The following is a 25848-nucleotide window of genomic DNA, read 5'->3' on the forward strand; positions in this document are numbered from 1 at the left end:
ATAAAAAATGATTTTAAAACTCCGAATAATGGGTTATTCCTGCCGATTTAAACAGGCGTTCTAAACTATCTGCCTTAGCCTTGCAAAAGCCGTATGGCAATGCAACATTAGCCGACAAACGGTAATCTATACAACTCAGGCAAATCTCCATATAAGCAAATACCTTAGCTTTATTATTATAAAACACAAGCCGGTGAGCCGGGTAATAACAATCTGCTTTTAAATGCTCTTTACAACTATCTGTATAAAGAATATCAAATAACTCAGTTACCTGTTCTTTATTCAACTGTATCTTTTCAATTATTTTTTCATCCGCAATAGCAAGCCTGCCATTTGCAATCTTATAATTATCCGGATTCTCTGTATCTTCCTGTGTAAAGGCATAAGATATGACTTCTACTTTTGAGGCACTATTAAAAGGATATGTTTCCTGCAAAAGCTTCCCTTCTGAGGCTTTCTTACAACCAACAGATAAAAAAACAAGTAAAATCAGGATAAAACATCTCATTCTGTTATGCAAATACAGCTTTCTACAAATCTATTAAAAAAACTTTGAAATCCATAATATTGTAACGTGTGCCCTTCTATAAATACTGAATAAAAAACATAAAAAAATCCCGAACTTTCGTCCGGGATCGTACAGGAAAATAAAACAACATTTATTCTGCATATTTATTAATAAGGCGTACCATAAGGTTGTTTAAAAATTCTACCTCATATTCGCCTACCGATGGCTCCAGATGCTGGTTGCCCACGCCGCTGTCATTAGTTATAAACACATAAGAACCGTTTGTAACAATAGAAAAGAAACGCATTAAAAACTCGGTTTCCTTATTAATGCCACTGGCTGTAACAGGAATAACCTTGATGCCTTTTTCAGCAGCCTTAAGTATTGACTTATGTATATCACTAATTACCTGTGGATCATAATGAGGTGGCGCATCGAGCATTAAAAAAAGAATCCTTGTTTTAGCATTCGACGACCATTGCAGCTCATTAACGCCTTTATCCAGCGCGGTATGTACTGCTTCAGGAAAGTCGCCTCCACCATCAGCACTCTGTTCTTTTATAAAATTAAGCGTGGTAGAAACATTATCTGTAAAGTTAGAAACACGCGTTACATAATTATCGCCTTCATCTCTGTAAAATAAAGACGATGTAGCAACAGATGCCTGTGGGTTATCGGTTTTAACCCTGCTTATAACATCATACAACTCAGTTTTTAAATATTCTAACTCATCGCCCATAGAACCTGTGGCATCTACTACAAAGGCAACTTCTACCCTGTTATCTACACCCGAAAGCTGAGTCAGGGTTACCTCATTAACACCTTCAGAAAAATATTTTACATCGTTTACAACAACACCGCCGTTATTAATATTCAGGGTAATTCCTTCAATCGCATTAGCCTGATTAATACTAAAGAGGTTTTGCCAAAGTTCAGCTTTACCTTTATTATCAGTACGCACAGCATATACTACATCTTGCCCCTTTTGCAACACTACCGGTACATTTATTGCCGGGACTCCACCGGGACCAGTAACATGCACAGATATTCTTGAAGTTGTGTAGAACGACCAGTATGTTTCCATACTACCATATTCCTGCCCTTGTTTAAGGTTTTTCCAGAAATCCCAATTATCAAGGTCATTCCATTCGCCGGCAGTTATAACACCCGGCTCATTTTGACCGGGCTCCTGTCCGTTACCCGGAAGCGCTCCTTCGCTTGATGGCCCTCCGTCGCCGGAAAATCCATCACCATCGCCACTACACCCTACAAGGCTAAACATCATTACAATAAACAGGATAGAAATCTTTTTCATAGATTTTAATTGTTTGGTTTCTATAAAGATACAAAACCGGCAAAAGGTTGCGTTGGAGTGCTGAAAAACCCTTTTAACAAAAACCACGGGTTTAAAATCATCTTCAATAATTTCATCGCCAAAGCATAGCCTCGTTGTATTTTATTGGATCTTAAAATTGCAGTTTTTCAACAAAAAAACTACTTCTATAAGTATATTAAAAAAGGTGTTGAATACGAAAATACGGTTACTCTAACTTTGGAAATAATTGGGAAATTTTTATTGCTAACAGCGCTATTATAGCATAGGGAACCAAAAGAATGTACAAACTTATGTTATTAGTTAAATAAGAAGTACCATAATACAATCCCGGCAACAGGTAACTTATGATTATTACTAAGGCAAAAAACCGTATTGAAACAGCCAGCAATTGCCTTTTATTTATATCCTGATGCGATAGTCTTAGCAATCTCAATAACCAGTCAGGATTAAGCAGTATAGCAGCAATAACTGTTATCTCTACAAGGTGCTTAAGGTATTCTTTCGGGTTATCAAGCAGGATATAAAAGTATGAATTGACATGATTGATGATAACATAGAAGCCTAAGATTTTCATCAATAACTTTATAACGCTGTATAATGTTGTATGTGAAAAATTAATTTTTACAGGATATTTATTTACCATATAATATAAGCTACCAAGTATAAAAAATTCAGCAACGCTAAGTATGATATACGTATTAAACTTATCCGGTACCGCTACATAATAATTTGAAGGGTATACAAAATAAGCGATAAACGATATGGCGTTTGACACTACCGAAGATAAAAGCAAAGCTTTTACAAAGGCATTTGCAAAAACATCCATACTTAAGTCATGCGATTGTTGTGCAGCGTCATGATGCAGTATACCTAAAACGCGGCTGTAAAACCATGGTGCGGTAACGAATAGCAGGTATAGTATAATGCAAATTATAGAAAAAAATACTATCGTGTAATCCTGCCTAAAACCTGAATTTAAAAAAATCACATTAAAAGGCAACGGCAACAGCAACAACCCTGGCAATGGCAAAATCATTAAGTGAATCAGTGGAATGGAAAATCTTATAGTTTTAATTTGTAATGGTTTTAGTAAAAGTAGCACTGTTAGCAACACTAATGCAATAGCTGCAAAAAGAACGACGTGTTTCATCTCAGTTCCTGCACTAAAACCTTGTATAATAGATAAATATATATCCATCGCGCGTAAAAATTCGCGTAAGCAAAGTATTGAGATGCCAGTATGGAGTATGAGTTTGTTTGTAATGTTTTTTTCCATAGAAGATTAAGGTTGAAAGGCATACCCATCAAATGTAAGGAAACTCAGTAAAATAAAAAAATCCCAAACATTTCTGTTTGGGATTTGATATTTAGATTGCAACCCCTCGCGGAATGCGCAATTTATATATTTATTAAGCAAGGGCAGCCTTAACCTGGTCTGCTGCTTCCTGAAACTGCACTGCAGAAAGGATAGGCATACCAGAGTTATCGATAAGCTCTTTTGCAATATCAGCGTTAGTACCCTGAAGACGTACAATGATAGGCACTTTAATAGCGTCGCCCATGTTTTGGTACGCATCTACAACACCTTGTGCTACACGGTCGCAACGAACGATACCACCAAAGATGTTGATAAGGATAGCTTTAACGTTAGGATCTTTAAGGATGATACGGAAAGCCGTTTCTACCCTCTTAGCATCTGCAGTACCACCCACATCAAGGAAGTTAGCCGGCTCAAAGCCTGCATATTTAATAAGGTCCATAGTTGCCATAGCAAGTCCTGCACCGTTTACCATACAGCCTACAGTACCATCAAGGTCTACATAGTTAAGGCCAACTTCTTTAGCTTCAACTTCTATAGGGTTCTCCTCAAGTACGTCGCGCATTTCTGCATATTTCTTCTGGCGGTAAAGTGCGTTGTCGTCAAGTACAACTTTAGCATCTACAGCAAGTATTTTATTGTCTGATGTTTTAAGAACCGGGTTGATCTCAAACATAGAAGCATCACTTGTAATATAAGCTTTGTAAAGAGAACCTATAAAGGCAACCATTTCTTTGTGTGCGTTACCGCTAAGGCCAAGGTTAAAAGCAATTCTTCTTGCCTGGAAGCCCTGAAGGCCTACAGCCGGGTCTACCTCTTCTGTAAAAATACGATCCGGAGTGTGCTCTGCAACTTCTTCGATATCCATACCACCTTCGGTAGAATACATGATCATGTTACGGCCGGCACCCCTGTTTAGAAGTACAGATACATAAAATTCTGAAGTTTCACTTTCTCCCGGGTAGTAAACATCCTCAGCAATAAGTACTTTATGTACCCTTTTACCTGCAGGAGGTGTTTGTGGAGTTACAAGGTCCATACCAATAATTTGTCCGGCAATTTCCTCTACCTGTTGCAGGTTTTTAGCAAGCTTTACGCCACCACCTTTACCGCGGCCTCCGGCATGTACCTGTGCTTTAACAACATACCAACTTGTACCTGTTTCAGCAGTAAGCTCTTTAGCCGCAGCAACAGCTTCAGCGGGGCTGTTTGCTACAATACCGCGCTGCACGCGTACACCGTGGCTGGCAAGTATTTCTTTTCCCTGATATTCGTGTAAATTCATATTAAATGCGTTTATCTTATTTAAAGTGCAACAAAAATAGTAAATAACATCAAACCGCCGAAAGTAATTTTAAACTTTTTCCTGCTAAAAACTATAGTTTACAAACAGCAATTTTTTTTGGGCCGGTACGCAACCTTTTTTAAACTTTTCCGTCTAAAATATATAACCCACTGTAATAAGAATGTTTTTTAGCCTTTACCAATTGCCATAATTATGACCACAAATTTGTATGCACATCATAATATTTACACCAATTTATAATACCTATATTCAATAGGTTATATACTTTAAAATAATAATTAGATATATATTAACGTTTTAACATAATGTTTTACCAATTTTATTTGTACATTGATAACAATAAAATCTGACTGGTAAACATAATCAAACTAATTCAATACAAGCATTTTATGAAAAACTTTACCAAATTATGTTGTGCCATTATTGCGGTTCTCATTGTAGGCTGCGGTAGTGATGATGACGAAAGCCCGTATTTAAGCAAAAAAAGTAACGTTTCTGCTTAAACACCTGCTCCTTACTTTAAAACCCAACTTCAAAGTATATAAGCCCTGTATTTACAGGGCTTTTTTTGTTATTGCATATGCCTGTAATCAAATGTATTATCATTGTAAATGGTTAAAAGGAAATTAAAATTCACTCTTTTAACACTCCTTTTCTCTACTTTTGACCTGTAAACCAATAAATACGTATGAATAAATTTTTACTTACAGTGGCCGCACTTATTTGCGGTATTACTATGCAGGCGCAGTTTGGCGTAAAGGGAGGATTAAATTTTTCAAACTTCCGAGGAGATGCGTCTGATGATTTTAATGTAGTTACCAACTGGCACCTTGGTGTAGTTTATGAAAGTGAAATTACAAACTTTTTGAGTGTACAACCCGAACTACTATATAGCGTGATGGGTGCCGAAATTAATGACAATAAAGTAAAGCTGGGCTATTTTAGTGTACCGGTTATGCTTAAGATATACCCTACCGAAGGATTTAATATTCAGCTGGGGCCACAATTTGGGATGCTGATTAATGAAAGTGATAACTTTAAGAGCTTTGAAAGTAATACATTCGACTTTGGGCTTGCCGCCGGGCTTGAGTTCTTTCTGACAAACAACCTGTTTATACAGGCAAGATACTATAGCGGAAGCAAAAAGGTATCTGATAACGTAGATATTAAAAATACAGCCGTAACGGCCTCTATAGGATTAATGTTCTAATTATTTAACCAACACTTAAAAAAAATGAAAAAGATCTTTTTAGCAGCAGCAATGCTTTTGGGCGTCATGACAACACAGGCGCAGGGTATTGATTTTGGTATCAAAGCAGGTGCCAACTTCGCAAATTTTAACGGTAACGACGTAGATACCGAAGGCATAACAAGCTGGCATGCCGGTGCAGTGCTTGAACTTAACATCGTACCTACATTCTCTGTACAGGCTGAGGCGCTTTACTCTTCAATTGGAGCTAAGGTAAAAGGTGGAGATGATATTAACCTTGATTATGTTAGTGTACCGGTACTGGCTAAGTTTTATATACTGCCAGAGAAAGTAAGTATTGTAGCTGGTCCACAATTCTCATTTCTTACTAAGGATACAGAAGATCTTAAAGCTAAAAGTACTGATATAGGGCTTGCCGGTGGTCTTGAAGCAAAAATTATAGCAGGGCTTTTTGTACAGGCACGTTATGTAATTGGCCTTACTAAAGTAGCCGATGGTGCTTATGCCAGCGATGCTAAGAACGGAGTGTTCCAACTGTCTGTTGGGTACAACATATTCTAAAAAATTAAAAATATTCTAAAAACCGGTTGGCTTTAGTTAGTCTAACCGGTTTTTTTATTTTGATACTTGTTAAATTTTTCATTATACCACATACATTCAGTAAGGCTAATGCCTATTTTTACTTTTATAATACAAACACTAAATGAAGATCATTATTATTAACGGCCCTAACCTTAACCTGCTGGGTAAAAGAGAACCGGAAGTATATGGCGGCCGCAGCTTTGAAGACTATTTTGCCGAATTACAGCAAAAATTTCCGGGTGTAAAACTGTCGTACTATCAAAGCAATATTGAGGGCGAAATTATTACTAAAATACAGGACACCGGTTTTGACCACGATGGCATCATACTAAATGCCGGTGCTTATACACATACCTCTATCGGCATAGCCGATGCCGTAAAAGCAGTAACCACACCGGTTATTGAAGTACACATATCAAATACGTTTTCTCGCGAAAGCTTTAGGCACCAGTCTTACCTATCGCCTGTTTGTGCGGGGGTTATTATTGGATTTGGACTAAAAAGCTATGAGTTAGCTTTACAATCATTTATATACGAAACATGAAAAAAATAGCCGCTATAATAATTTTCCTGGTTACCCTGCCTGCCCTGGCACAGGTGCGTGGTACCGTTACCGATAAGGCCGGCAAACCCGTTCCCTTTGTATCGATAGCGGTAGAAGGTACATATAGCGGCACATCATCTAACGAAGATGGGCAATATACCCTTAGCCTCAATAAAAAAGGGAAATTCACATTTATATTCAGGAGCATTGGCTTTAAGACCAAAGAAGTAAGCCAAAGCATTACAAGCTTTCCGCATATGCTGAATATTACCTTAGAAGATGAAAGTTACCAACTTAACGAGGTAGTTATTGGTAATAAAAAAGTAAGTGCAGACAGCCTTATTGCATTCGCTATTAAAAACAGGAAGATTAACGCTGCAAGGACAGCTGCTTTTGAAGCCGATTTTTATAGCCGTGGTACAGTACGCCTGCATAATGTTCCGCAAAAAGTGCTGGGGCAAAGCATAGGCGACCTGGGCGCATCTATAGATACCAGTGGCAACGGCATTATTTACCTAAGCGAAACGGTAAGCAAAATAGAGTACCGGGCACCGGATAAGCTAAACGAAACCGTAATTGCAAGCCGTGTAAGTGGGGAGGATAACGATTTTAGTTACAACAATGCCGATGCGGCACAATTTGATTTTTACCAAAACTATCTGCCCTTTCAGGTAAATGTGGTTTCTCCGCTAGCTAATGATGCCTTTGCCTATTATAAGTACAATCTGGAAAGCACTTTTAGCGATACCGGCGGGCAAATAATCAATAAAATAAAAGTAACACCAAAAACAGATACCGAAGCCACGATGGATGGCTACCTGTATCTTGTAGATAAAACAGCCGAAATTTATGCCACAGATCTTTCTGTAAAAGGCAGCACCATAAAACAGCCATTGCTTAACAGTCTTACCATAAAACAAAACTTTGGCTACAACAGGCAAGAGCACTTGTGGAGTAAAAATGTACAGCTTATAACTTTTGACCTTAGCCTGCTGGGCGTTCATGCCGAAGGTACTTTTAGCTATGTGTATAGCAATTATAACTTTAAGCCCACTTTTACAGATAAAAGCCTTACAGCAGAAATTCAGTATTTTGAGCCCGACAGCAATAAAAAAACTGCTGCATACTGGAATGGTATACGCCCTATACCCCTTACCCCTGCTGAGCGCAACGACTACATTGTAAAAGACCGCCTTGAAACCCTGCGCCAGACAAAAGCATATACAGATAGTACTGACCGCGAGCGCAACCGCTTTAAGTGGACATCGGTACCCGTAGGTTATAATTATTATAATACGGCAGAACAATGGCAGTTTAGCTACACCGGCATCATCCGCAGGTTGGCATTTAATACTGTACAGGCCTATTGGCTGGGGCCAGGATTTGAGTTTACAAAGTTTCATGATGAGTATAATAAGACGTATACTAAAATAGGTACCGACTTAAACTATGGTTTTGCAGAACAGCGCTTTAGGATGACTGGCCATATAGAGCATAAATTCAATAATTTCAGTAAACGGAAAATTACCCTTAGCGGTGGTAGCAGCATAGAGCAATACAACCCTGAAAAACCAATCAATAAGATTGTGAACAGTATAAGCACCCTGTTCTTTAGGGATAATTACATGAAGCTGTATGACAATGCTTTCGCGAGGATTAATTATGAAGAAGAGGTTACAAACGGACTGTTTCTGTATGGGAGTGTAGAGTACACGCGCCGCCATGCCCTGCGAAACAATACCAATTTTAGTACATTAAAAGATATATATCACGACTATACATCAAACAACCCATTGTTGCCGTTTGATTATGACACGCCTGCTTTTTTAAAGCACAACATGATGAAGGCATCGGTTATGGCGCGCATAAGCTTTGGTCAAACCTACCGCACCCGTCCTGATGGCCGCGAAACCATTACTAATGATAAGTATCCGCTTTTATATTTAAAATATGAAAAAGGATTTGCGTCAAGCATTAAAGATTATGAGTTTAACCATGTATCTGCACGTGTATTATATGATCTTACCATAGGCAATGCCGGTACACTGGGTACAGCGTTCAGGGCTGGTAAGTTTTTTGATAGTGGCAGTGTAGCCTTCCCGGACTGGAAACATTTTAATGGTAACGAAACCCACGTGGGCCGTTCAGAACGTTATCTTAATGTTTTTAACCTCCTGCCCTATTATACCCACAGTACAAACGACCAGTATTTTGAAGCCCATATGGAGCATCATTTTAATGGCTATCTTACTAACTCAGTACCGTTATTCAACAAGCTTCAATATTACCTTGTAGCCGGGGCGCACTACCTTGCCACACCACAAAACAATCCGTATATGGAATTTACCATAGGGTTAGACAATGTAGGCTGGGGTAAGTTCAGGCTACTGCGCTTTGACTATGTACGCTCTTACGAAGGGGGCTTTAGGGGCGATGGTGTTGTATTTGGCTTAACTTTTATAGATTTCCTGGAGTAGGTAATTTAATGCGTTTGCACTAAGCATTCTATGGGTTTCATACTACAATAAAGCTAAATAAGCTTATATTCGCAAGTAGAAACCAGTAACCGCATGAAACAAAAATCTCTTTTTTTATTACTATTTATTGCACTATTACTTACGTCCTGTATGTCTATGGCACTAAGGTCTGTGGGTGCTTACCGGGAGCATAATTCGGTATCCTTTTTTAGTAACGGAAATAAAACGGTTGCTTATATCCCTATGGTTCATGTGGGCAAAAAAGAGTTTTATGCCGATACAAAAAGCAAGGTAGATTCATTACAACGCAATGGCTACATTGTTTTTATGGAAAGCGTGCGTGTTAAAGATTCACTCACAGCTCCTCAAAAAGACACACTGCGCCGAAAAATACGCTACCTGCTGGGTGTAGACCTTAACCGTAACGGTTACCTGGATTCTGTAAACGGTACCTTTATGGGTCGTAAATTTAAAAACAAAGAAGGCCTTACCAACCAGCCCAAATATCATAAAATGGGTGTAGATACCATTAAAGGACGGATTGAAGATGTACCAATGAATGTTTTGCTTAAAGCATATGAAGACCAATATGGCAAAATTGCACTTAGCAATTGCGACTTCGAAACCTCATTTGACCAAAAATATTCATGCCCGAGGCAGGTTAATAACTGGATGAAAGAATTTGTACTGGGCTACCGTAACAGGTACCTTGCTGCTGCCATTATAGATGAAAATAACCAAAAAATAGCCGTAATGTATGGTGCCATGCACTATGGCGGGCTGTTAGAAGAACTCACAAAAACAGACAGTACCTGGACCGAAAGAAAAGACCTGTACCGTAAGCAGTAACTATGCACAAACATTTTATAATATATAAGCCCTGGGGGTTCCTGAGCCAGTTTATTTACAACCTTAAACGCAATAAGAAATTACTGGGCGAATTGCATGATTTTCCTGAAGGCACTATGGCCATAGGCCGCCTGGACGAAGACAGCGAGGGATTGCTGCTGCTTACTACAGATGGCATGATGAGCGAAATTGTGCGGGGCAAAAATGTAGAAAAAGAGTACTATGCCCAGGTAGACGGTATTATAACGCCCGATGCGGTTGAACAGTTACAAAATGGTGTAAAAATAGGCTTTAAGGGTACTAAATATATTACTGCACCGTGCAAAGCATTTATACTAGATGCCACTCCTGCACTGCCGGAGCGATCGCGCAGGGTACGCGATGGCCACCGGCCTACCAGCTGGGTTAGCATTACAGTTACAGAGGGCAAATTCAGGCAGGTGCGCAAAATGGCTTCGGCTGTGGGTTTTCCTGTACTAAGGCTGGTACGCGTTCGTGTCGGCAATATACATTTACACGATTTACAACCGGGAGAGGTTAGAGAGGTAACCGTGTTTGACATTTAAAAGGCGCTAATATATTAGTTTTGAGTTAAAACCCTAAACCCGGAAGAGCCTAAAAACGTACAATGCATACTTAATATTGTAAGATTTTTTAGCAAAATTTTAAACATCCCCTACGGTAATTTCGAGTATTTTTAGCAGTAATGAACAAGAAGAATACCAAGCTAAAAAAATACCTGAGAAAAGGACTGAAGATACTGCTCTGGACGGTAGGCTCCGTTATTGCGTTATTCCTGCTAATAGTACTGCTGTTACAGGTGCCCTATGTACAAAACTTTGTAAAAGACAAAGCCGTTACCTATCTTGAAAAAAAGATTGGCACCGATGTAAAAATTGGCCGTATAGAAATTGGCCTGCCTAAAACCGTAATCATAGAAGATGTTTATTTTGAAAGCCAACAGCATGATACGCTGCTTGCCGGAGAAAAACTTGCGGTAGACATAAGCCTGTTTAAACTGCTGAGTAGTGAGGTAGAAATAAACAGCATCTCCCTTACAGGAATTAACGGCCGTGTTGCCCGTAATAAACAAGGTGTTTTTAATTTTGATTATATTATAAAAGCATTTGATAGCGGCAAGCCAAAAGATACTACCGGCACGCCCATGAAATTCTCTATCAATAAGGTAAATCTTGACCGCGTTAAGGTAAAGTATGACGACGACATTACTGGCAATTACCTAACGGCGGGCATAAAGCATTTTGATACGCGATTTAAAGATTTTGACCTTGATAACCTGGCGTTTAACATCCCTAAAATAAACCTTGATGGTGTAACCGTACGTTTTAAGCAAAGTATGGTTGATGAAATAGCACAAACCACTCAAAAAGCTGCTGAAGAAGCCAGTAAACAACCTGACCTTTCTTTAAAACTGGGCGAAATAAACCTTACCAATGTAGATGTAGGCTATGATAATGAAGGCAGCAGCCTGGACACCGGCCTGAAACTTAAAAGACTGTTTGCTAAAGTAAACGAAGTAAACCTGAAAACCCAACTTATCGACCTTGATAACCTTGAAATAGAAAATCTTAAAGGCGGATTAGCTTTTGGCAAAGCCGAAAAACAGGCACAGGAAGAACTTCCAAAAGAAAGTACTGCGGTGCAAAAAGCCCAATGGAAATTTAAGCTGAATAATACTGATATTAAAGATGTTGCTTTTAAATTTGATGACCAAAATGCAGCCCCTGTTACTAAAGGAATCGACTTTAAACACCTTGATATTACTAACCTTAACCTTAAGGCAAAAGACTTTAGCTATGGCCCTGATGCTATTTCTGGTACTATAGAGCGCTTTACGGTTAAAGATAAGAGCGGTGTTGATATTCAGGAACTACGTACCGAATTTTTATACGGTACACGTGGTGCAGAACTTAAAGGCCTGTATCTTGAAACACCACAAACATTACTAAAAGACCATATTGCCGTTGCTTACCCATCTTTAGAAGCAGTGCAAAAAGACATCGCCTCGCTTAGTGTAGATGCTAATTTAGATAACAGCCAGATAGGTTTTAAAGATGTGTTGCTTTTTGCTCCGCAGCTTGCCAATACTGCGCCGTTTAAAGGCAACCCTAATAGTAGCCTGTTCATTAACAGTAATGTAAAAGGCCAGCTTGCAGACCTGTACATTGGTAACCTCGAAGTGCGTGGTATAGGCCGTACCGTAATTGCCGCGAGCGGCCGTATCAAAGGGCTGCCTGATGTAAAAACCGCTAATTTTGACCTGAATATTAAAGACTTTAAGTCTACCGCTAAAGATATAAACAGCCTTTTACCGGCAGGCACATTGCCAGCAAATATTCAGCTGCCTGCAAATATTGCCGTTAAAGGCACGTTTAAAGGCGGCATTAATAATTTTGCAACTAATCTTACCCTGGGCAGCAGCTTTGGTAATGCAAAAGTAAAAGCCACGTTTGACCAAAGGCGTAAAGGTGCAGAAAAATATGATGCTGATGTAGATATTGCCAACTTTGATGTGGGCAGCCTTATAAAAAATGATTCCATTGGGCGCATTACCATCAAGGCAAAAGTAAAAGGCTCGGGGCTTGATCCGCAAACGGCAAATGCATCATTAAAAGGAACAGTTATTAAAGCCGAATATAACAGCTACACCTACCGCGACCTGTTTATAGACGGTTCTATAAATAACGGCACGTTTAAGGCAATTGCTAACATGAACGACCCTAATCTTGATTTTGACCTGGATGCCTCGGGTGGATTTAAAGGGAAATATCCGAAAGGAAAAGTGCACCTCAATATTGATATTGCCGATCTTGACAAGTTAAACCTGCATGCGGGGCCATTAAAACTGCGTGGCAATGTAGACGCTGATATTGACGATGCCAATCCTGATAACCTTAACGGGCGCATAGCAATTCATAACTTTTTATTTGCCAATGCAGAAGAACAATTTGCGATGGACTCTATTAATATAGCAGCGGTAACCACACCCGATACTACCAATATTACTGTGGTATCGCAGTTTATAAAAGCCCGTGCAAAAGGCCATTACAAAATAAGCCAGTTGCCGGCAGCGATTAAAAACACCATTTCTAAATACTATGAAATTCCGGGGCAAAAGGTTGAAAAGCCTGAAGACCCGCAACAAATAGCATTCTTCCTTAATATTGATAATGATCCTATTATTACTAAACTGGTTCCCCAAATTACCCGCCTGGAGCCTATAAAAATTAAAGGGGCTTACAACAGCGCTACAGACAGCCTTGTAGTAAACGGGCTTATTCCGCGTGTCGTATTTGGCAGCAATACCATTTCTGGCGGAGCGTTAAACATTACTACACGAGATACTGCCCTTGTGTACAGTGTACAGGTTGAGGGGCTTGAAAACAGTTCGTTTAAACTGGGGCAAACCAGCATTACCGGAGATGTAAAAGATAATACACTAAACTACAGGCTGGAAATAGACGACCAGAAAAAGAAGCAGCAATATATGCTGGCGGGTAACCTTAAACAGGTTGACGGAAATACAGAAATTGCACTTAACCCAAATGGGCTAATGCTTAATTATGATGAGTGGGCTATTGCACAGGATAACCTTATCCGTTTTGGGCAACAGGGCATTTATGCCAATAACTTTGAGCTGAGTAACGATGGTGGTTCTATAAAAATACAATCGGAGTCAGAAACCGCTAATGCGCCGCTAAATGTAACGCTGAATAACTTCCAGATTGAAACGCTTACCAATGCCGTTCAGAAAGATGAAGTAAAAATTAAAGGAATCATAAATGGCGATGCAAAAGTGCGCGACCTTGCCAATACCCCGGTATTTGAATCGCATCTTGACATTACAGACCTTGCCGTAGCAAAAGATACCGTGGGCAATGTAAAAATTTATGTAGACAACGCGACAGCTAATACCTTTAAAGCCGACGTAGCTATTACAGGCAACGGTAACCAGGTAAACCTTAAAGGCAACTACAATACTACATCGAGCAGTTTTGATATGAACCTTGATATGCAAAAACTGAACATGGCAAGCATACAGGCGCTTAGCTTTGGTGCCTTGAAAGACAGCGACGGTTACCTTTCAGGGAAATTTGATGTTACAGGCACAGCTACAGATCCTAACATACTGGGAGACCTGAAATTTAACGATGTAAGTTTCCGGGTTACGCAGCTTAACTCGCTGTATAAAGGTGTAAATAATAACATCCGCTTTACCGATGCCGGTATAGAGATGAACAACTTTAAAATAGAAGACGAAAAAAACAACATCCTTACGATAGATGGTAACATAGCCACTACAGATTATCGTGCCTTTGGTTTTAACATGACCGTAAAGGCTGAGAACTTCAGGGCAATAAACAGTAAGGCAAAGGATAATGATTTTTATTATGGCGACCTGTACCTTGATGCTGACCTTAGCATAAAAGGAACAATGACCGCACCTATAGTAGATGGCGACCTTAAAATAAACGAAGACACTAAGTTTACCGTAGTGCTGCCACAACAGGATCCTTCAATCGCAGACCGCGAAGGCGTGGTAGAGTTTGTAGACGAAGATAATATAGAAATGATGCAGCGCCTCAAAATTGAGGAAGCCGTAAATAAAACCGGATTTGAGGGGATGGATGTTTCTGTAAATATCGAGATCGTTAAAGAAGCTACCTTAAACCTCATTATAGATAAAGGTAATGGCGACTTCCTGGAGCTTAAAGGCGAGGCCCAGCTTACAGGCGGTATAGACCCATCGGGTAAGACCACCCTTACCGGACGATATGAGTTTACAGAAGGTGCTTACCAAATGTCGTTTAACTTTATAAAAAGGAAATTCGATATAAAATCGGGCAGCTCAATAATCTGGACCGGCGAGCCTACAGCGGCAAATATTGATATTACTGCTGTATACACAACAGAGACAGCGCCTATAGACCTTGTAAGTAATGAGATAAGCGGCAGGACATCTGTAAATACCTTTAAACAGCGTATCCCTTTTGATACCGAGCTTAAAATTGGTGGCGAGTTGCTAAAGCCCGAACTGTCTTTTGATATTGTGATTCCGGAAGGTAATCATGGTGTATCGAGCGAAGTAATAAATACTACAGAGTCTAAGCTAGCCCAGATACGCCAGGAACCATCAGAAATGAATAAGCAGGTATTTGCCCTATTGTTATTAAACAGGTTTATTGGCGATAACCCTTTTTCAAGCGAAGCCGGAGGAACCAGTGCAGAGTCGCTTGCCCGCCAGAGTGTAAGTAAGATACTTTCGCAACAGCTTAATAATATTGCGGCAAATCTTGTAAGTGGTGTAGAACTTAATTTTGACCTTGAATCTACTGATGATTATACTACGGGTACACAGGCTAACCGAACTGATCTTAATGTGGGTGTATCTAAAAACCTGTTTAACGACCGCCTAAAGGTTACTGTAGGTAGTAGCTTTGGACTTGAAGGCCCGCAGCAGGCCAATGAGGAAACAACAAACATTGCAGGAGACGTTTCGCTTGACTACCAGCTAACACAGGATGGCCGATATATGGTGCGTGCTTATCGCAAAAATGAATATCAGGTGGCACTGCAAGGGCAGATTGTTGAAACCGGGGTTTCATTTGTTATAACAATGGATTATAATAAATTCCGTGAACTTTTTCATCGTACACAAGAGGAAAGAGAAATGAGGAAGCAGGAAAACGAACGCAAAGCACGAGCCCGCCAGGAAAAAAGGAACAAGAAAGCTAAAGCCGCAGAAAAAGAAGTACAGGACAAATTACAGCCAAACAGCACTAATGATGAAGATAAATAAATTTATATACCTACTATTTTTAATCCTCTTTGCTTACGGCTGTAGTAATACCAAGTACCTGCCCGAAGGCGATATGCTATATGTGGGCGGCAAGGTAACGGTTAAAGATACAGTGATGACTAAAAAGCAGCGCAAGGTATTAGAGAAAGAGCTACAGCCCTTGCTGCGCCCTAAACCTAACAGTAATTTTTTAGGATTGCGCTTTAAGCTATATATGTATAACCTTGCCGGCGAACCTAAAAAAGAAAGCGGCCTGCGCCATTGGATGCGTACAAAACTGGGCGAACCACCTGTACTGTTTAGCCAGGTAGACCTTGATTATAATGCTGACATTTTACAAAACTATAGTGAGAATAAAGGTTTTTTCAAGACCCGCACTTCGGCAGATTCGGTTTCAAAAAGTCGACGTGCTACGGCATTGTATACAGTTACTACCAATAAGCAGTTTAAGATACGTAACGTAACTTTCCCTGATACGGCAGGATCAAAACTGGAAAAAGATATTGCCCGCACGGCACGCCGCAGCCTTTTAAAAACAGGCGACCCTTATGACCTTGCTACCATCAAGGCAGAGCGCGACCGTATAGATAACCGTCTTAAAAACAGGGGGTATTATTACTTTAATGCCGATTATATATTGGCTCGTGTAGATAGTACTGCCGGTAATTACCAGGTAGATATAAAACTTATAGTTAAGGATGAAACACCAGAAAAAGCACGGCAGGTATACAAAATAAACGATATCATTATTTTTCCTAACCACTCTCTTACAAATAATCAGGACAGTATCCGTGTGGCTAAAGGTGCTGTAGAAAAGTATAAAGATTTTACGATCATAGATTCGGCGCACACCTTTCGCCCCATTATTTACGATAAGACGTTGTTTTTCCATAAAGGAGATACATACAGCAGGCGCGACCATAACCTGTCGCTTAACAGGCTGGTAAACCTGGGCACGTTTAAGTTTGTAAAGAATGAGTTTCATCCATCGGCTTCAGACTCGGTTAAGAATATGCTCGATGTATACTATTACTTTACACCCCTGCCTAAAAAATCAATACGTATAGAAACTACAGGTAAGACCAACTCTGCTAACTATAATGGTGCAGAAGTTACCGTAAACTGGAGTAACCGCAATACATTTAGAGCCGCAGAATTATTAAACATTGCCGTAAACGGTGGTATGGATGTACAGGTAGCCGGTCAAAACAAAGGGTATAATGTGTACCATATAGGTGGAGAAACCAGTCTGGTGTGGCCCCGTTTTATAACACCAATTAAGGTAAAAGACAGCAGTGCCTTTGTACCACGTACCAAGGCATCATTAAGTTATGACTATCAAAAGAGGATGAAACTTTATGCGCTTAATACCTTTAGGGCGCAGTTTGGTTACTTATGGAAAGATAACGTGCGTACAGAGCACCAGCTTTATGTATCAGACATTACCTATGTAAACCCGGCTAATGTAACAGCAGAGTACCAGCGATTGATAATAGGAGAAAATGGCACCCCAGAAAACCCCGAAAATCCATCATTACAGCGAGTTATAGACAAGCAGCTTATTTTTGGCCCTACCTATTCGTTTAATTATACGAATACCATGCAAAAAAATAAAAAGCATACCATTTATTACAAAGGCTCGCTGGAGCTTGCAGGTACTATAGCAGGTTTAGCAACAGGGGCTAAAGCAAGCGACCAGAAAACAGTACTACAAGTGCCGTTTAGTCAGTTTGTAAAAACCGAGCAGGATTTTAGGCACTATCTTAAGCTGGGAGAAAATTCGCAGTTGGCAAGCCGTGTTATTGTAGGTGTAGGATATCCTTATGGTAACTCTACTGCATTGCCCTACATCAGGCAGTTTTTTATAGGCGGAACTAACAGTATCAGGGCATTTCGTGCCAGGAGCCTTGGCCCCGGGTCTTACGATTACAGAACCCAAAATGAAGGTAACACAAACCAAAGCAGCTTTTTGCCTGACCAGAGTGGCGACCTAAAACTGGAACTGAATACAGAATATCGTGCACAATTGTATAAATTTATTCATGGTGCCGTGTTTGTAGATGCCGGTAACATCTGGCTTTGGAACAAAGACGACAGCCGCCCCGGTGCTGAATTTAGCAGTAAATTTGCCAGCGAAATAGCCGTGGGTACAGGAGCCGGTTTACGTTTAGACCTTTCGTTTATTGTATTGAGGCTGGACCTTGCCTTTCCGTTGCGCAAACCATGGCTACCGGAAAACAACCGTTGGGTGTTAGATGAAATCAACTTTGGCAGCGGCTCGTGGAGAAAAGATAACCTGGTATTTAACCTGGCTATAGGGTATCCTTTTTAAAGCATCAATATTTAATAGAGCATAAAAAAACCGGAGCAATTAAAGTTGCTCCGGTTTTTTTTATGAATTAGAACTCATCTTGACTTTTTTCAATTGGCTGCAAACTGGTCTTTTCGCTCCATATTTTGCCTGTTTATTACTCCGTAGCGCTGCTATGCAGTGCAAAAAAGTCAAAGTCTGAATCAAAAATCCCTATTTTTCGCTTCAATCAAAAAAGTCAAGACGAGTTCTTAGTTTAGCGGCTTACTTGCCTCCGGTAGTTGCCTGTTTCGTTTTTCAGGACGGATTATCATACGCAGTGGCTGATCCATTGAGAAATAAGAAACCATCCAGTTCCAGAACGTTACAAACCTGTTGCGATACGTAAGCAATGACAGTAAGTGAATAAACAGCCACATCATCCAGGCCAGTAATCCCTTAAAGTGCATTTTAGGTTTTGGCAGGTCTACTACGGCCTTATTTTTACCTATGATTGCCATAGACCCTTTGTCCTTATATTTAAACGGTACAAGGGCTTCGTTCTTAACCAACTTTTTAAAATTGTTTGCAAGGTGCTTGCCCTGCTGTATGGCTACCTGTGCTACCTGTGGGTGCCCCTGCGGAAAAGCCACATCAGTATCCTGATAACAGGTATCACCAATAGAATATATGTTAGTGGTATTAATTACCTTGTTGTGCGCATCTACTATCATACGCTTTGCACGGCCATAGCTTTCCTGCGGTATGCCATCAAAAGCACGGCACGCTACACCGGCAGCCCATATAAGATTTTTAGACTGTATGGTTTCTCCATTACTAAGGTGTACGGTATCATTTACAAAATCAGTAACACGGGCATTGAGCTTTACAATAACACCCAGCTTGGTAAGGGCGTCATAAGTATCTTTCTGGCTCGCTTTGCTCATGGGTGCAAGCAGCGCATCGCCACCATCTACAAGGTACACATTACTTACACTGGTAGCCAGTTCAGGATATTCTTTGCGCAGCACGCCTTTACGCATTTCGGCAAACATACCGGATACCTCAACACCTGTAGGGCCGCCACCGGCAACAACAATGTTCATATACTTGCGGCGCTCGCGGCTGTTTTTATGCAGGGTAGCTTTCTCCATACGCTGTAAAAGCTTGTTACGCATTTCGAGCGCATCATTTAGCGTTTTCATCGGGATGGAATTTTTCTTTACGTTTTCCATACCAAAGTAATTGGTTTCAGCACCCGTTGCAAACACAAGCGCATCATATTCAAGCTCGCCGTTATGCAGTACAGCAATATTTTCATTGGGCTTAACCATCATAAACTCGCCCATGCGGAAGGTAACATTATCTTTTCCCCTAAAATATTTCCTGAAAGGATAGCTGATACTGGAAGGCTCAAGATAAGCGGTGGCTACCTGGTAAATAAGTGGCGGAAAAAAATTATAATTGTTTTTATCGACCAGCGTTATCTCAAAATTCTTGTTATCTGAGAGCTCATTTGCCAGGTTTAGTCCGGCAAAGCCCCCTCCTATTATTACTATTTTCATTGGAAATGTGGGTGTTAGAAACTTCTTCTTTTTAGCTTAAAAAGCCTGTATAAAGTTAAGATTTTGCCTGTTAATACACAAAGTAAATAACCTTGTGTTAAGGAAATTTGTGAAATAATTGGGTTTTGGTATAGCCAATTGTTAATCAGGAAAAAAAGCACCCTAAAAATTATGCACGCATTATATAGATTTGTTAATATTGTAGGTATTGCCTGTAGCAATATTTATTTTTATCCTTACATAAAAAACGCAACGCCATAACATGAAGAATATATTTAGGAAAGCTACTATAAAAAACAGCATAACTGTGCTAAAAGATACCTTTAACGGCTTTATGGCCGATAAGGGGCTTAAACTTAGTGCATCGCTTTCTTATTACACGCTGTTTTCGCTTGCACCGCTACTGCTGCTTATTATTTCGCTTGCCAGTTTTTTTTATGGCCGCGATGCTACAGAAGGGCGTATTTTTTTTGAGATACGCGACCTTATAGGCAGCGATGCCGCCAAGCAAATACAGCAGGTTATTAAAAACCTTGAATTATCGGGTAAAACAACCTTGTCTTTAATAATTGGTATATTTACCCTGATACTGGGTGCCACAACCGTTTTTGGAGAAATTCAGGATTCTATAAACATGATATGGAAGGTAAAGGCCAAACCTAAAAAAGGGTGGTTAAAGCTTATAAAAGACAGGCTGCGCAGCGGGTCTATCATTATAGGCCTTGGGTTTTTGCTTATAGTATCTTTAATTGCCAATGGTGCCATTGTAGCCCTTAACGACATCCTTAAGCGCTGGTTCCCTGATTTTACACTTGTAATATTCAATATCATCAACCTTGCCATTAGCTTCCTTGTTATCACGATATTATTTGGCGTAATATTTAAGGTACTACCCGATGCAAAAATTAAATGGAAGGATGTAAAAGCGGGAGCCTTTTTCACGGCGTGCCTGTTTTTGTTAGGCAGGTACTTAATTGGTATTTATATAACCACTACCGGAGCCGGTTCTCCCTATGGCGCGGCAGGATCTATAATTGTAATATTGTTATGGATTTACTATACCGCTGCCATTATGTATTTTGGTGCAGAGTTTACCCGTGCCTTTGCCATATTTAAAGGCAGGCGCATACAACCGGCAGACTACGCCGTATATGTAGAGCAACGCGAAATGGAAAAGGAAAACGGGACTATTACGCAGCAGCCTGTAGCCACAGCTGTAATCGAAGACACCAGCCATCCAAAAGATACTAACGCTTAAGGGCAAATACATTATAAAATAAGCCACGAATTGCACAAATTCTCACAAACTAATTAGTGATTAATCGTGCAATTTGTGACAAAAAACTTAACTAAGCGCAATGATGTATTTGCATTAACTAACGCTTAAGTGCGATGCGGGTTTTGCGAAGCTGGCGTTCCATCTTATCCTTAATTTTTTGGTGGTATAAAAAGTACCCGCCTATTGCCCCAACAAGACTGCCCAGGACAATATCTGTAAAACGAGCCACTACAAGCTCATTCGGCCTGCCCGAGAGGCTGCTGCCAAACTCAGCAAGCAACAAAGTAAGGCTGGTTATAAATATAACTGCGTAGCCATAGTTACGGGTAATAAACATTTCTACAACAAACTGCATTAGGGCTATGCCCAGACAGATACCCCAAACGGGCAATTTTAAAGACAGTAAAACATAAGCAAGCCCGAGCCCCAAAAATGTGCCGATGATGCGTTGTAAACTGCGCTGCCAAATATGTTTAGCCGATACACCCTGCATTACCGCCAGGCACGATACCGGTACCCAATACGGATTCTCGAGCTGGAATAATTTGGCTACTGCCAATGAAACACCTATGGTAATCCCAAAAATGGCTGATTCTGCCGTACCGCTAATCAGGTTCTTTTGTACAATTATTGTTTCCTGCGCATCAGGGTTTTTAGTGCGTACCATAAAACCATAGATAAACGCAAGCAGGCAGGCACTAATACATCCCATTGTGGCAAGCCCGGTTTTAAGTGGAATTTGTTCTAAATTAAATGGCATGCAAATGCCTACTGCAGCAAGCATTATAAAAAAGAAATTGCCGGGAGGTTTTAGTTTAAAATATCGTGTTACCCAGTGTACGGCAAAAGTAAAACCGCCCAGATAAACACTCGCCACTATAGGGTTAAAGCTAAACAGCAATCCTGAAAAGAATGAAATGAGCAGCCCAAATGCGCACGCCATAAGAGTAATCATCCGGCGGGTAAATGATGCCTCTGGCAGGTATAAAATTACCAGTCCCGCAATACTCGCTACAGAACCTGCCAGAACATTGCCTGCAAAATAGCCAATGAATAACGGTGTGCTAACACATAATGATGCCAGTAAAGGAATGTGCCACCCGCGGGAGGATGGTTTGAGGGCATAAAGTTCGCGGATTTCCTGCAATAATTTCATACTGCAAAATTATGCCAATTATTAATATAATTCAGTCTAAATAATTTATCACGCAAAGGCGCCAAGACGCAAAGCTATATACTAAACTAGGTTTCAATACAGCGACTGTTAAGTCGCAAAGCTTTGCGACTTAACAGTCGCTTCGTGGGTAGCTGTGCGTAACCCAGCTTTGCGTCTTCGCGCCTTTGCGTGACATAAAATAGTAGAAAAAATCAGGCTACGATATATTCATAAATGGTATTACTATATCTCTTAAAAACAAAAAACTTCCATAAAGGAAGTTTTTCGTCATTCATATTCAGGTTTCAGGTCTATTATACATTCAGCCTGCCTTCTACCCCACCGTCATCTACGCCGCCTACAAGGGCGCCAATAGCTATTTTAAGCAATGATATCATCTTACCATTTTTGGTATCCCAGTAATAGGCATCCTGTGGGGTTACTTTAATAACCGTAGCGTTAGGGTCGTTCTTGCCTTCTTCAAACCATGTTTTAGCCATGGGTGTCCATATATCCTCTACACGAGAGCTGTCTGTATAAATAACTGCCGTACCAAATACTGATAGGAAATGGGCATCTGCATTCTTGGCAAAAATAAGCTGCACCTCGTTATCGTGGCTTATTTCAAAATTTTTGTTGCTGTCCTTAGAGCTCAGGAACCAAAGGTTCCCCTGGTCGTCAACCTCCTGCACACCCATGGGGCGTGTAGGTACCGGCCTTACCGAAAGTTCTGTACAAAACATACACATTTTTATATCTTCGGCCATTTCCTTTATTTTGGCAATGGCCTCACTGCTGAAAAGATCTTTTTGAGTTCCCATAATAATTGTTTTAAAGTTGGTGGAAATTATACATCAGTACGTTCAGATACCCAGTCTACCGCATGCTGATAGTCTGATTTGGGATAACCGCGAAATTCGCCGGGCATTACTTTACTAAATACACCCGTAAATTTCTGTACTCCTTCTGAGTCGGTTATAATGGCAGCCCTGTTCCACTTAGTTAAGTTTTGAACTCCCAGCAGCGCATCCTGAAGCCAGGCACCCGCAGTAAAATCTTTTGGAACATCATCTTCAAGATACAGAAGGTAGTTCAGCTTGCCGGTTTTATCTACCAAGTCGGCTACGGTTTCTTTCACGATCTCAAAATCGTCTTTCGTTACTTCGCCTGCTGCCCGAAAGGCAACCATATTATTAGGTACATCGTTTATCTGCGTTATCATGATGTTGTGGTTTTTAATTCGTATACTTCAAAGTTAGCCCTAACATGCTTAGACGTATGTTATTGGCTTCATAAAGCATACCCAACAAAATGATAAATTTCAGAGAGTGAGATTTTAAAGCATGAATATTAAATACTTGATAGTGTCAAATATTCCCACGTTAAAATCTCTATATTTTTAACAAATAGGTACATAGCTTGCCTTGAGCTAAAAGAACAGATAGAAAATAAATTTTACACATAGCTATGTGAAGCGTAGCTTTGCCTTATGTAAACTTACAAGACTACTATACCCATCTATCTATGTGGTTAATTGTTTTGGTATCCGGTAAATGGCAAATCACAGTTGCTTCTGCATCAGGTAATCTTCCATAACATAACCATTACCAATGTCTATATTATCGTCGCCCATATTCTCAAAGCCCGATTTAATATAAAAGTTTAGTGCCGGGTTAAAACGGTTTACGTTAAGGACCAGCTTGTCGTTTGTATGAAGTCGGGCGGCATTTTCTACAACGGTTAAAAGTGCACGGCCTGCACCCTTGCCATGAGTTTCAGGTAACACATACAGTTTATGCAGCTTAGTAGTTTCAGATAGGTAATTAATTTCATAAGCGGCAAAACCCATAGGTATTCCTTCTTCCTCAATAATTAAAAACTCATGCCCTTTTATGGCTATCTGCTCTTCTATAGCTTTATGGCTGTACATCATATCAAGCATATAATCCAGTTGCTCTGTGGTAAGGATTTTACTATATGTTGCATCCCAGGTTATAAGGGCTATTTTATGTATAATTTCGTAGTCTTGTAGCGTGGCTTTTCTTATTTCCATTACTTTTTAGTTGCAAAAACCCAGTAATTTCTGGTATTTTATTATTTGGTAAAGGTAAAAAAAATTATTGGCACAGATATTGGTTATACCTAATCAAACCACTAAGAAAAACGTTTTATCTGGCAACTAACTTTACACTGATCATGAAAACGAAATTTATAAATACAGTCCTTTTTGCCTTTATTTCATTAGGCAATTTATTTGCCCAGGATGTTACAACCGTCAGGGCAAACAACAGCGACATCAGCGATAATTTAGATCTTCAGGCCGTAGCTTCTATATTTGGCGACTCCCGCGATCTTGAAGATTTTGAACGCAGGCTGAATGATCCCGATACTCAAATATCTAATCTTGACCTTAACGGAGACAACCGTGTAGACTACCTTAGGGTTGTAGAGCTCACACAAAACAATGTGCATGTAATAGTACTACAGGCAGTACTTGGTGTAGATAACTTTCAGGATGTAGCAACTATAGAAATAGAAAGAGACCGCCACAACAATGTGAGTGTACAGGTGGTAGGCGATGTGTATATGTATGGCCCTAACTATATTTATGAGCCTGTATATGTAACAAGGCCGGCACTTTTTGGGTTGTTTTGGGTTAATACCTATCGCCCTTATTACTCACCGTGGTATTGGGGCTACTACCCTACCTACTATAATTACTGGGAACCATACCCGGTATACAGGTACCGTAACCACGTGCACGTACATATAAACAACAGAAACACCTACAATTACAATACCGGTGGACGTAGCAGGCGTGCAGCAAACCTTTATGCACCCCGCAGAAGTAACTACTATGAAAAGCAAAACCCGGGCAGGTCGTTTACTAACAGGAACCAAAATGTAGCTAACAGGCACGAACTGGAACAAAGCAGGTCTAATAGCGGTACACGTGGCGGAAGCCGTGGTACGGTAAGCAATGGGTCAAGAAGTAACGAAGGGCTTAACAACAGCCGCGGTACCAGAGATGTAAATACAAAACCTACCCGAAGCAGTTTTAGCAACAGCAGCAATACTGATACTCCGTCCAGGGCTACAACAAGGCCGTCAAGAAGCTTTGATAACGGAAATGCCCGTAACAACACTAGCATAAGGACGAGCACAGAACCATCAAGGTCTGTAAATACACCTGTTAGAACAGTTAATGAACCTACAAGGTCATTAAATAATGCTCCGGTAAGAACAAGCACAGAACCTGCCAGGCAATATAGCGCACCGGTAAGGCAACAAAGCACAGAACCGGCAAGACAATATAGTGCTCCTGTAAGGCAGCAAAGTGCACCGCAGCAAATACAAACGCCAAGGCAAAGCGCTCCTGTACAGATGCAAAGCACACCGCGCCAAAGTGCACCGGCCCAAATGCAAAACGCACCGGCAACACGCCAAAGCACCCCATCTATGTCACCACGCGGTGGCGGCAATAATGGCGGAGGTGGCTCACGCAGGGGTTAATAAAACAAGGAGTTAGTTTAGTTTAGTTAGTATATTTTATTTTTAAGAGGAAACAGGGTAGCAAAGTGAGGGCTGCCCTGTTTTTTTTATAGCA

Annotated in this window: 19 protein-coding genes; 10 read left to right on the plus strand and 9 right to left on the minus strand. The window is 40.3% G+C overall.

What is annotated here, in order from left to right; translation table 11 throughout:
• Window positions 1-13 precede the first annotated feature (13 nt).
• The 4 genes from DYH63_RS10225 to sucC form a co-directional block, all read right to left on the minus strand.
• On the minus strand, window positions 14-508 hold the full coding sequence (locus DYH63_RS10225) for a hypothetical protein (protein WP_116788707.1): 495 nt from the start codon (window positions 506-508) through the stop codon (window positions 14-16).
• A 151-nt stretch (window positions 509-659) separates the two neighbouring features.
• Window positions 660-1823, minus strand: a complete 1164-nt coding sequence (locus DYH63_RS10230) for a vWA domain-containing protein (protein ID WP_116788708.1) — start codon at window positions 1821-1823, stop codon at window positions 660-662.
• Window positions 1824-2049: 226 nt separating this feature from the next.
• Window positions 2050-2832 (minus strand): hypothetical protein, encoded by a 783-nt coding sequence (locus tag DYH63_RS10235; RefSeq protein WP_162926989.1) that lies wholly within the window; start codon window positions 2830-2832, stop codon window positions 2050-2052.
• Between the two features lie 421 nt (window positions 2833-3253).
• Window positions 3254-4447, minus strand: coding sequence for an ADP-forming succinate--CoA ligase subunit beta (gene sucC / locus DYH63_RS10240; RefSeq protein WP_116788710.1), 1194 nt, complete (start codon window positions 4445-4447; stop codon window positions 3254-3256).
• Window positions 4448-5156: 709 nt separating this feature from the next.
• Here sucC and DYH63_RS10245 point away from each other — a divergent pair.
• The 8 genes from DYH63_RS10245 to tamL all read left to right on the plus strand — a co-directional run bounded on the left by DYH63_RS10245 (window position 5157) and on the right by tamL (window position 18283).
• Entirely contained in the window at window positions 5157-5678 is a 522-nt protein-coding gene (locus tag DYH63_RS10245) for a porin family protein (RefSeq protein ID WP_116788711.1), read from the plus strand.
• A gap of 24 nt (window positions 5679-5702) precedes the next feature.
• The gene (locus tag DYH63_RS10250) at window positions 5703-6239 is read left to right on the plus strand and encodes a porin family protein (RefSeq protein WP_116788712.1); all 537 of its coding nucleotides are present in this window, start codon (window positions 5703-5705) and stop codon (window positions 6237-6239) included.
• A gap of 142 nt (window positions 6240-6381) precedes the next feature.
• On the plus strand, window positions 6382-6804 hold the full coding sequence (aroQ, locus tag DYH63_RS10255; protein ID WP_116788713.1) for a type II 3-dehydroquinate dehydratase: 423 nt from the start codon (window positions 6382-6384) through the stop codon (window positions 6802-6804).
• A complete protein-coding gene (locus DYH63_RS10260) occupies window positions 6801-9281 on the plus strand; it encodes a DUF5686 and carboxypeptidase regulatory-like domain-containing protein (protein ID WP_116788714.1) in 2481 nt (826 codons plus the stop codon). The genes aroQ and DYH63_RS10260 overlap by 4 nt, the downstream gene beginning before the upstream one ends.
• A gap of 93 nt (window positions 9282-9374) precedes the next feature.
• Window positions 9375-10130, plus strand: coding sequence for a hypothetical protein (locus DYH63_RS10265; RefSeq protein WP_162926990.1), 756 nt, complete (start codon window positions 9375-9377; stop codon window positions 10128-10130).
• Between the two features lie 2 nt (window positions 10131-10132).
• Window positions 10133-10696: a pseudouridine synthase gene (locus DYH63_RS10270; RefSeq protein WP_116788716.1), complete on the plus strand. Its 564-nt coding sequence runs from the start codon at window positions 10133-10135 to the stop codon at window positions 10694-10696.
• 140 nt (window positions 10697-10836) lie between these two features.
• Window positions 10837-15951, plus strand: coding sequence for a translocation/assembly module TamB domain-containing protein (locus tag DYH63_RS10275; protein WP_116788717.1), 5115 nt, complete (start codon window positions 10837-10839; stop codon window positions 15949-15951).
• Window positions 15938-18283 (plus strand): translocation and assembly module lipoprotein TamL, encoded by a 2346-nt coding sequence (gene tamL, locus DYH63_RS10280; protein ID WP_205528320.1) that lies wholly within the window; start codon window positions 15938-15940, stop codon window positions 18281-18283. The genes DYH63_RS10275 and tamL overlap by 14 nt, the downstream gene beginning before the upstream one ends.
• A gap of 230 nt (window positions 18284-18513) precedes the next feature.
• On the opposite strand, the gene DYH63_RS10285 is transcribed toward tamL, so the two are convergent.
• On the minus strand, window positions 18514-19806 hold the full coding sequence (locus tag DYH63_RS10285; protein ID WP_116788719.1) for an NAD(P)/FAD-dependent oxidoreductase: 1293 nt from the start codon (window positions 19804-19806) through the stop codon (window positions 18514-18516).
• Window positions 19807-20068: 262 nt separating this feature from the next.
• Here DYH63_RS10285 and DYH63_RS10290 point away from each other — a divergent pair, with 262 nt between their 5' ends.
• On the plus strand, window positions 20069-21064 hold the full coding sequence (locus DYH63_RS10290; RefSeq protein ID WP_116788720.1) for a YihY/virulence factor BrkB family protein: 996 nt from the start codon (window positions 20069-20071) through the stop codon (window positions 21062-21064).
• Between the two features lie 118 nt (window positions 21065-21182).
• Here the strand turns inward: DYH63_RS10290 and DYH63_RS10295 are convergent, their stop codons facing one another.
• The 4 genes from DYH63_RS10295 to DYH63_RS10310 form a co-directional block, all read right to left on the minus strand.
• Window positions 21183-22241, minus strand: coding sequence for an FUSC family protein (locus DYH63_RS10295; RefSeq protein ID WP_116788721.1), 1059 nt, complete (start codon window positions 22239-22241; stop codon window positions 21183-21185).
• Between the two features lie 314 nt (window positions 22242-22555).
• On the minus strand, window positions 22556-23062 hold the full coding sequence (locus tag DYH63_RS10300; RefSeq protein WP_116788722.1) for a pyridoxamine 5'-phosphate oxidase family protein: 507 nt from the start codon (window positions 23060-23062) through the stop codon (window positions 22556-22558).
• Window positions 23063-23088: 26 nt separating this feature from the next.
• Window positions 23089-23463 carry a SpoIIAA family protein gene (locus DYH63_RS10305; protein WP_116788723.1) on the minus strand — a complete coding sequence of 125 codons (375 nt, stop codon included), beginning with the start codon at window positions 23461-23463 and terminating at the stop codon, window positions 23089-23091.
• A gap of 339 nt (window positions 23464-23802) precedes the next feature.
• Window positions 23803-24294 (minus strand): GNAT family N-acetyltransferase, encoded by a 492-nt coding sequence (locus DYH63_RS10310; RefSeq protein WP_116788724.1) that lies wholly within the window; start codon window positions 24292-24294, stop codon window positions 23803-23805.
• 143 nt (window positions 24295-24437) lie between these two features.
• Between DYH63_RS10310 and DYH63_RS10315 the strand changes: the two genes are divergently transcribed.
• Complete coding sequence (locus DYH63_RS10315; protein ID WP_116788725.1) at window positions 24438-25754, plus strand: ribosomal eL19 family protein; 1317 nt, start codon at window positions 24438-24440, stop codon at window positions 25752-25754.
• Window positions 25755-25848 lie beyond the last annotated feature (94 nt).

The organism is Flavobacterium psychrotrophum (assembly GCF_003403075.1).
GTDB lineage: Bacteria > Bacteroidota > Bacteroidia > Flavobacteriales > Flavobacteriaceae > Flavobacterium > Flavobacterium psychrotrophum.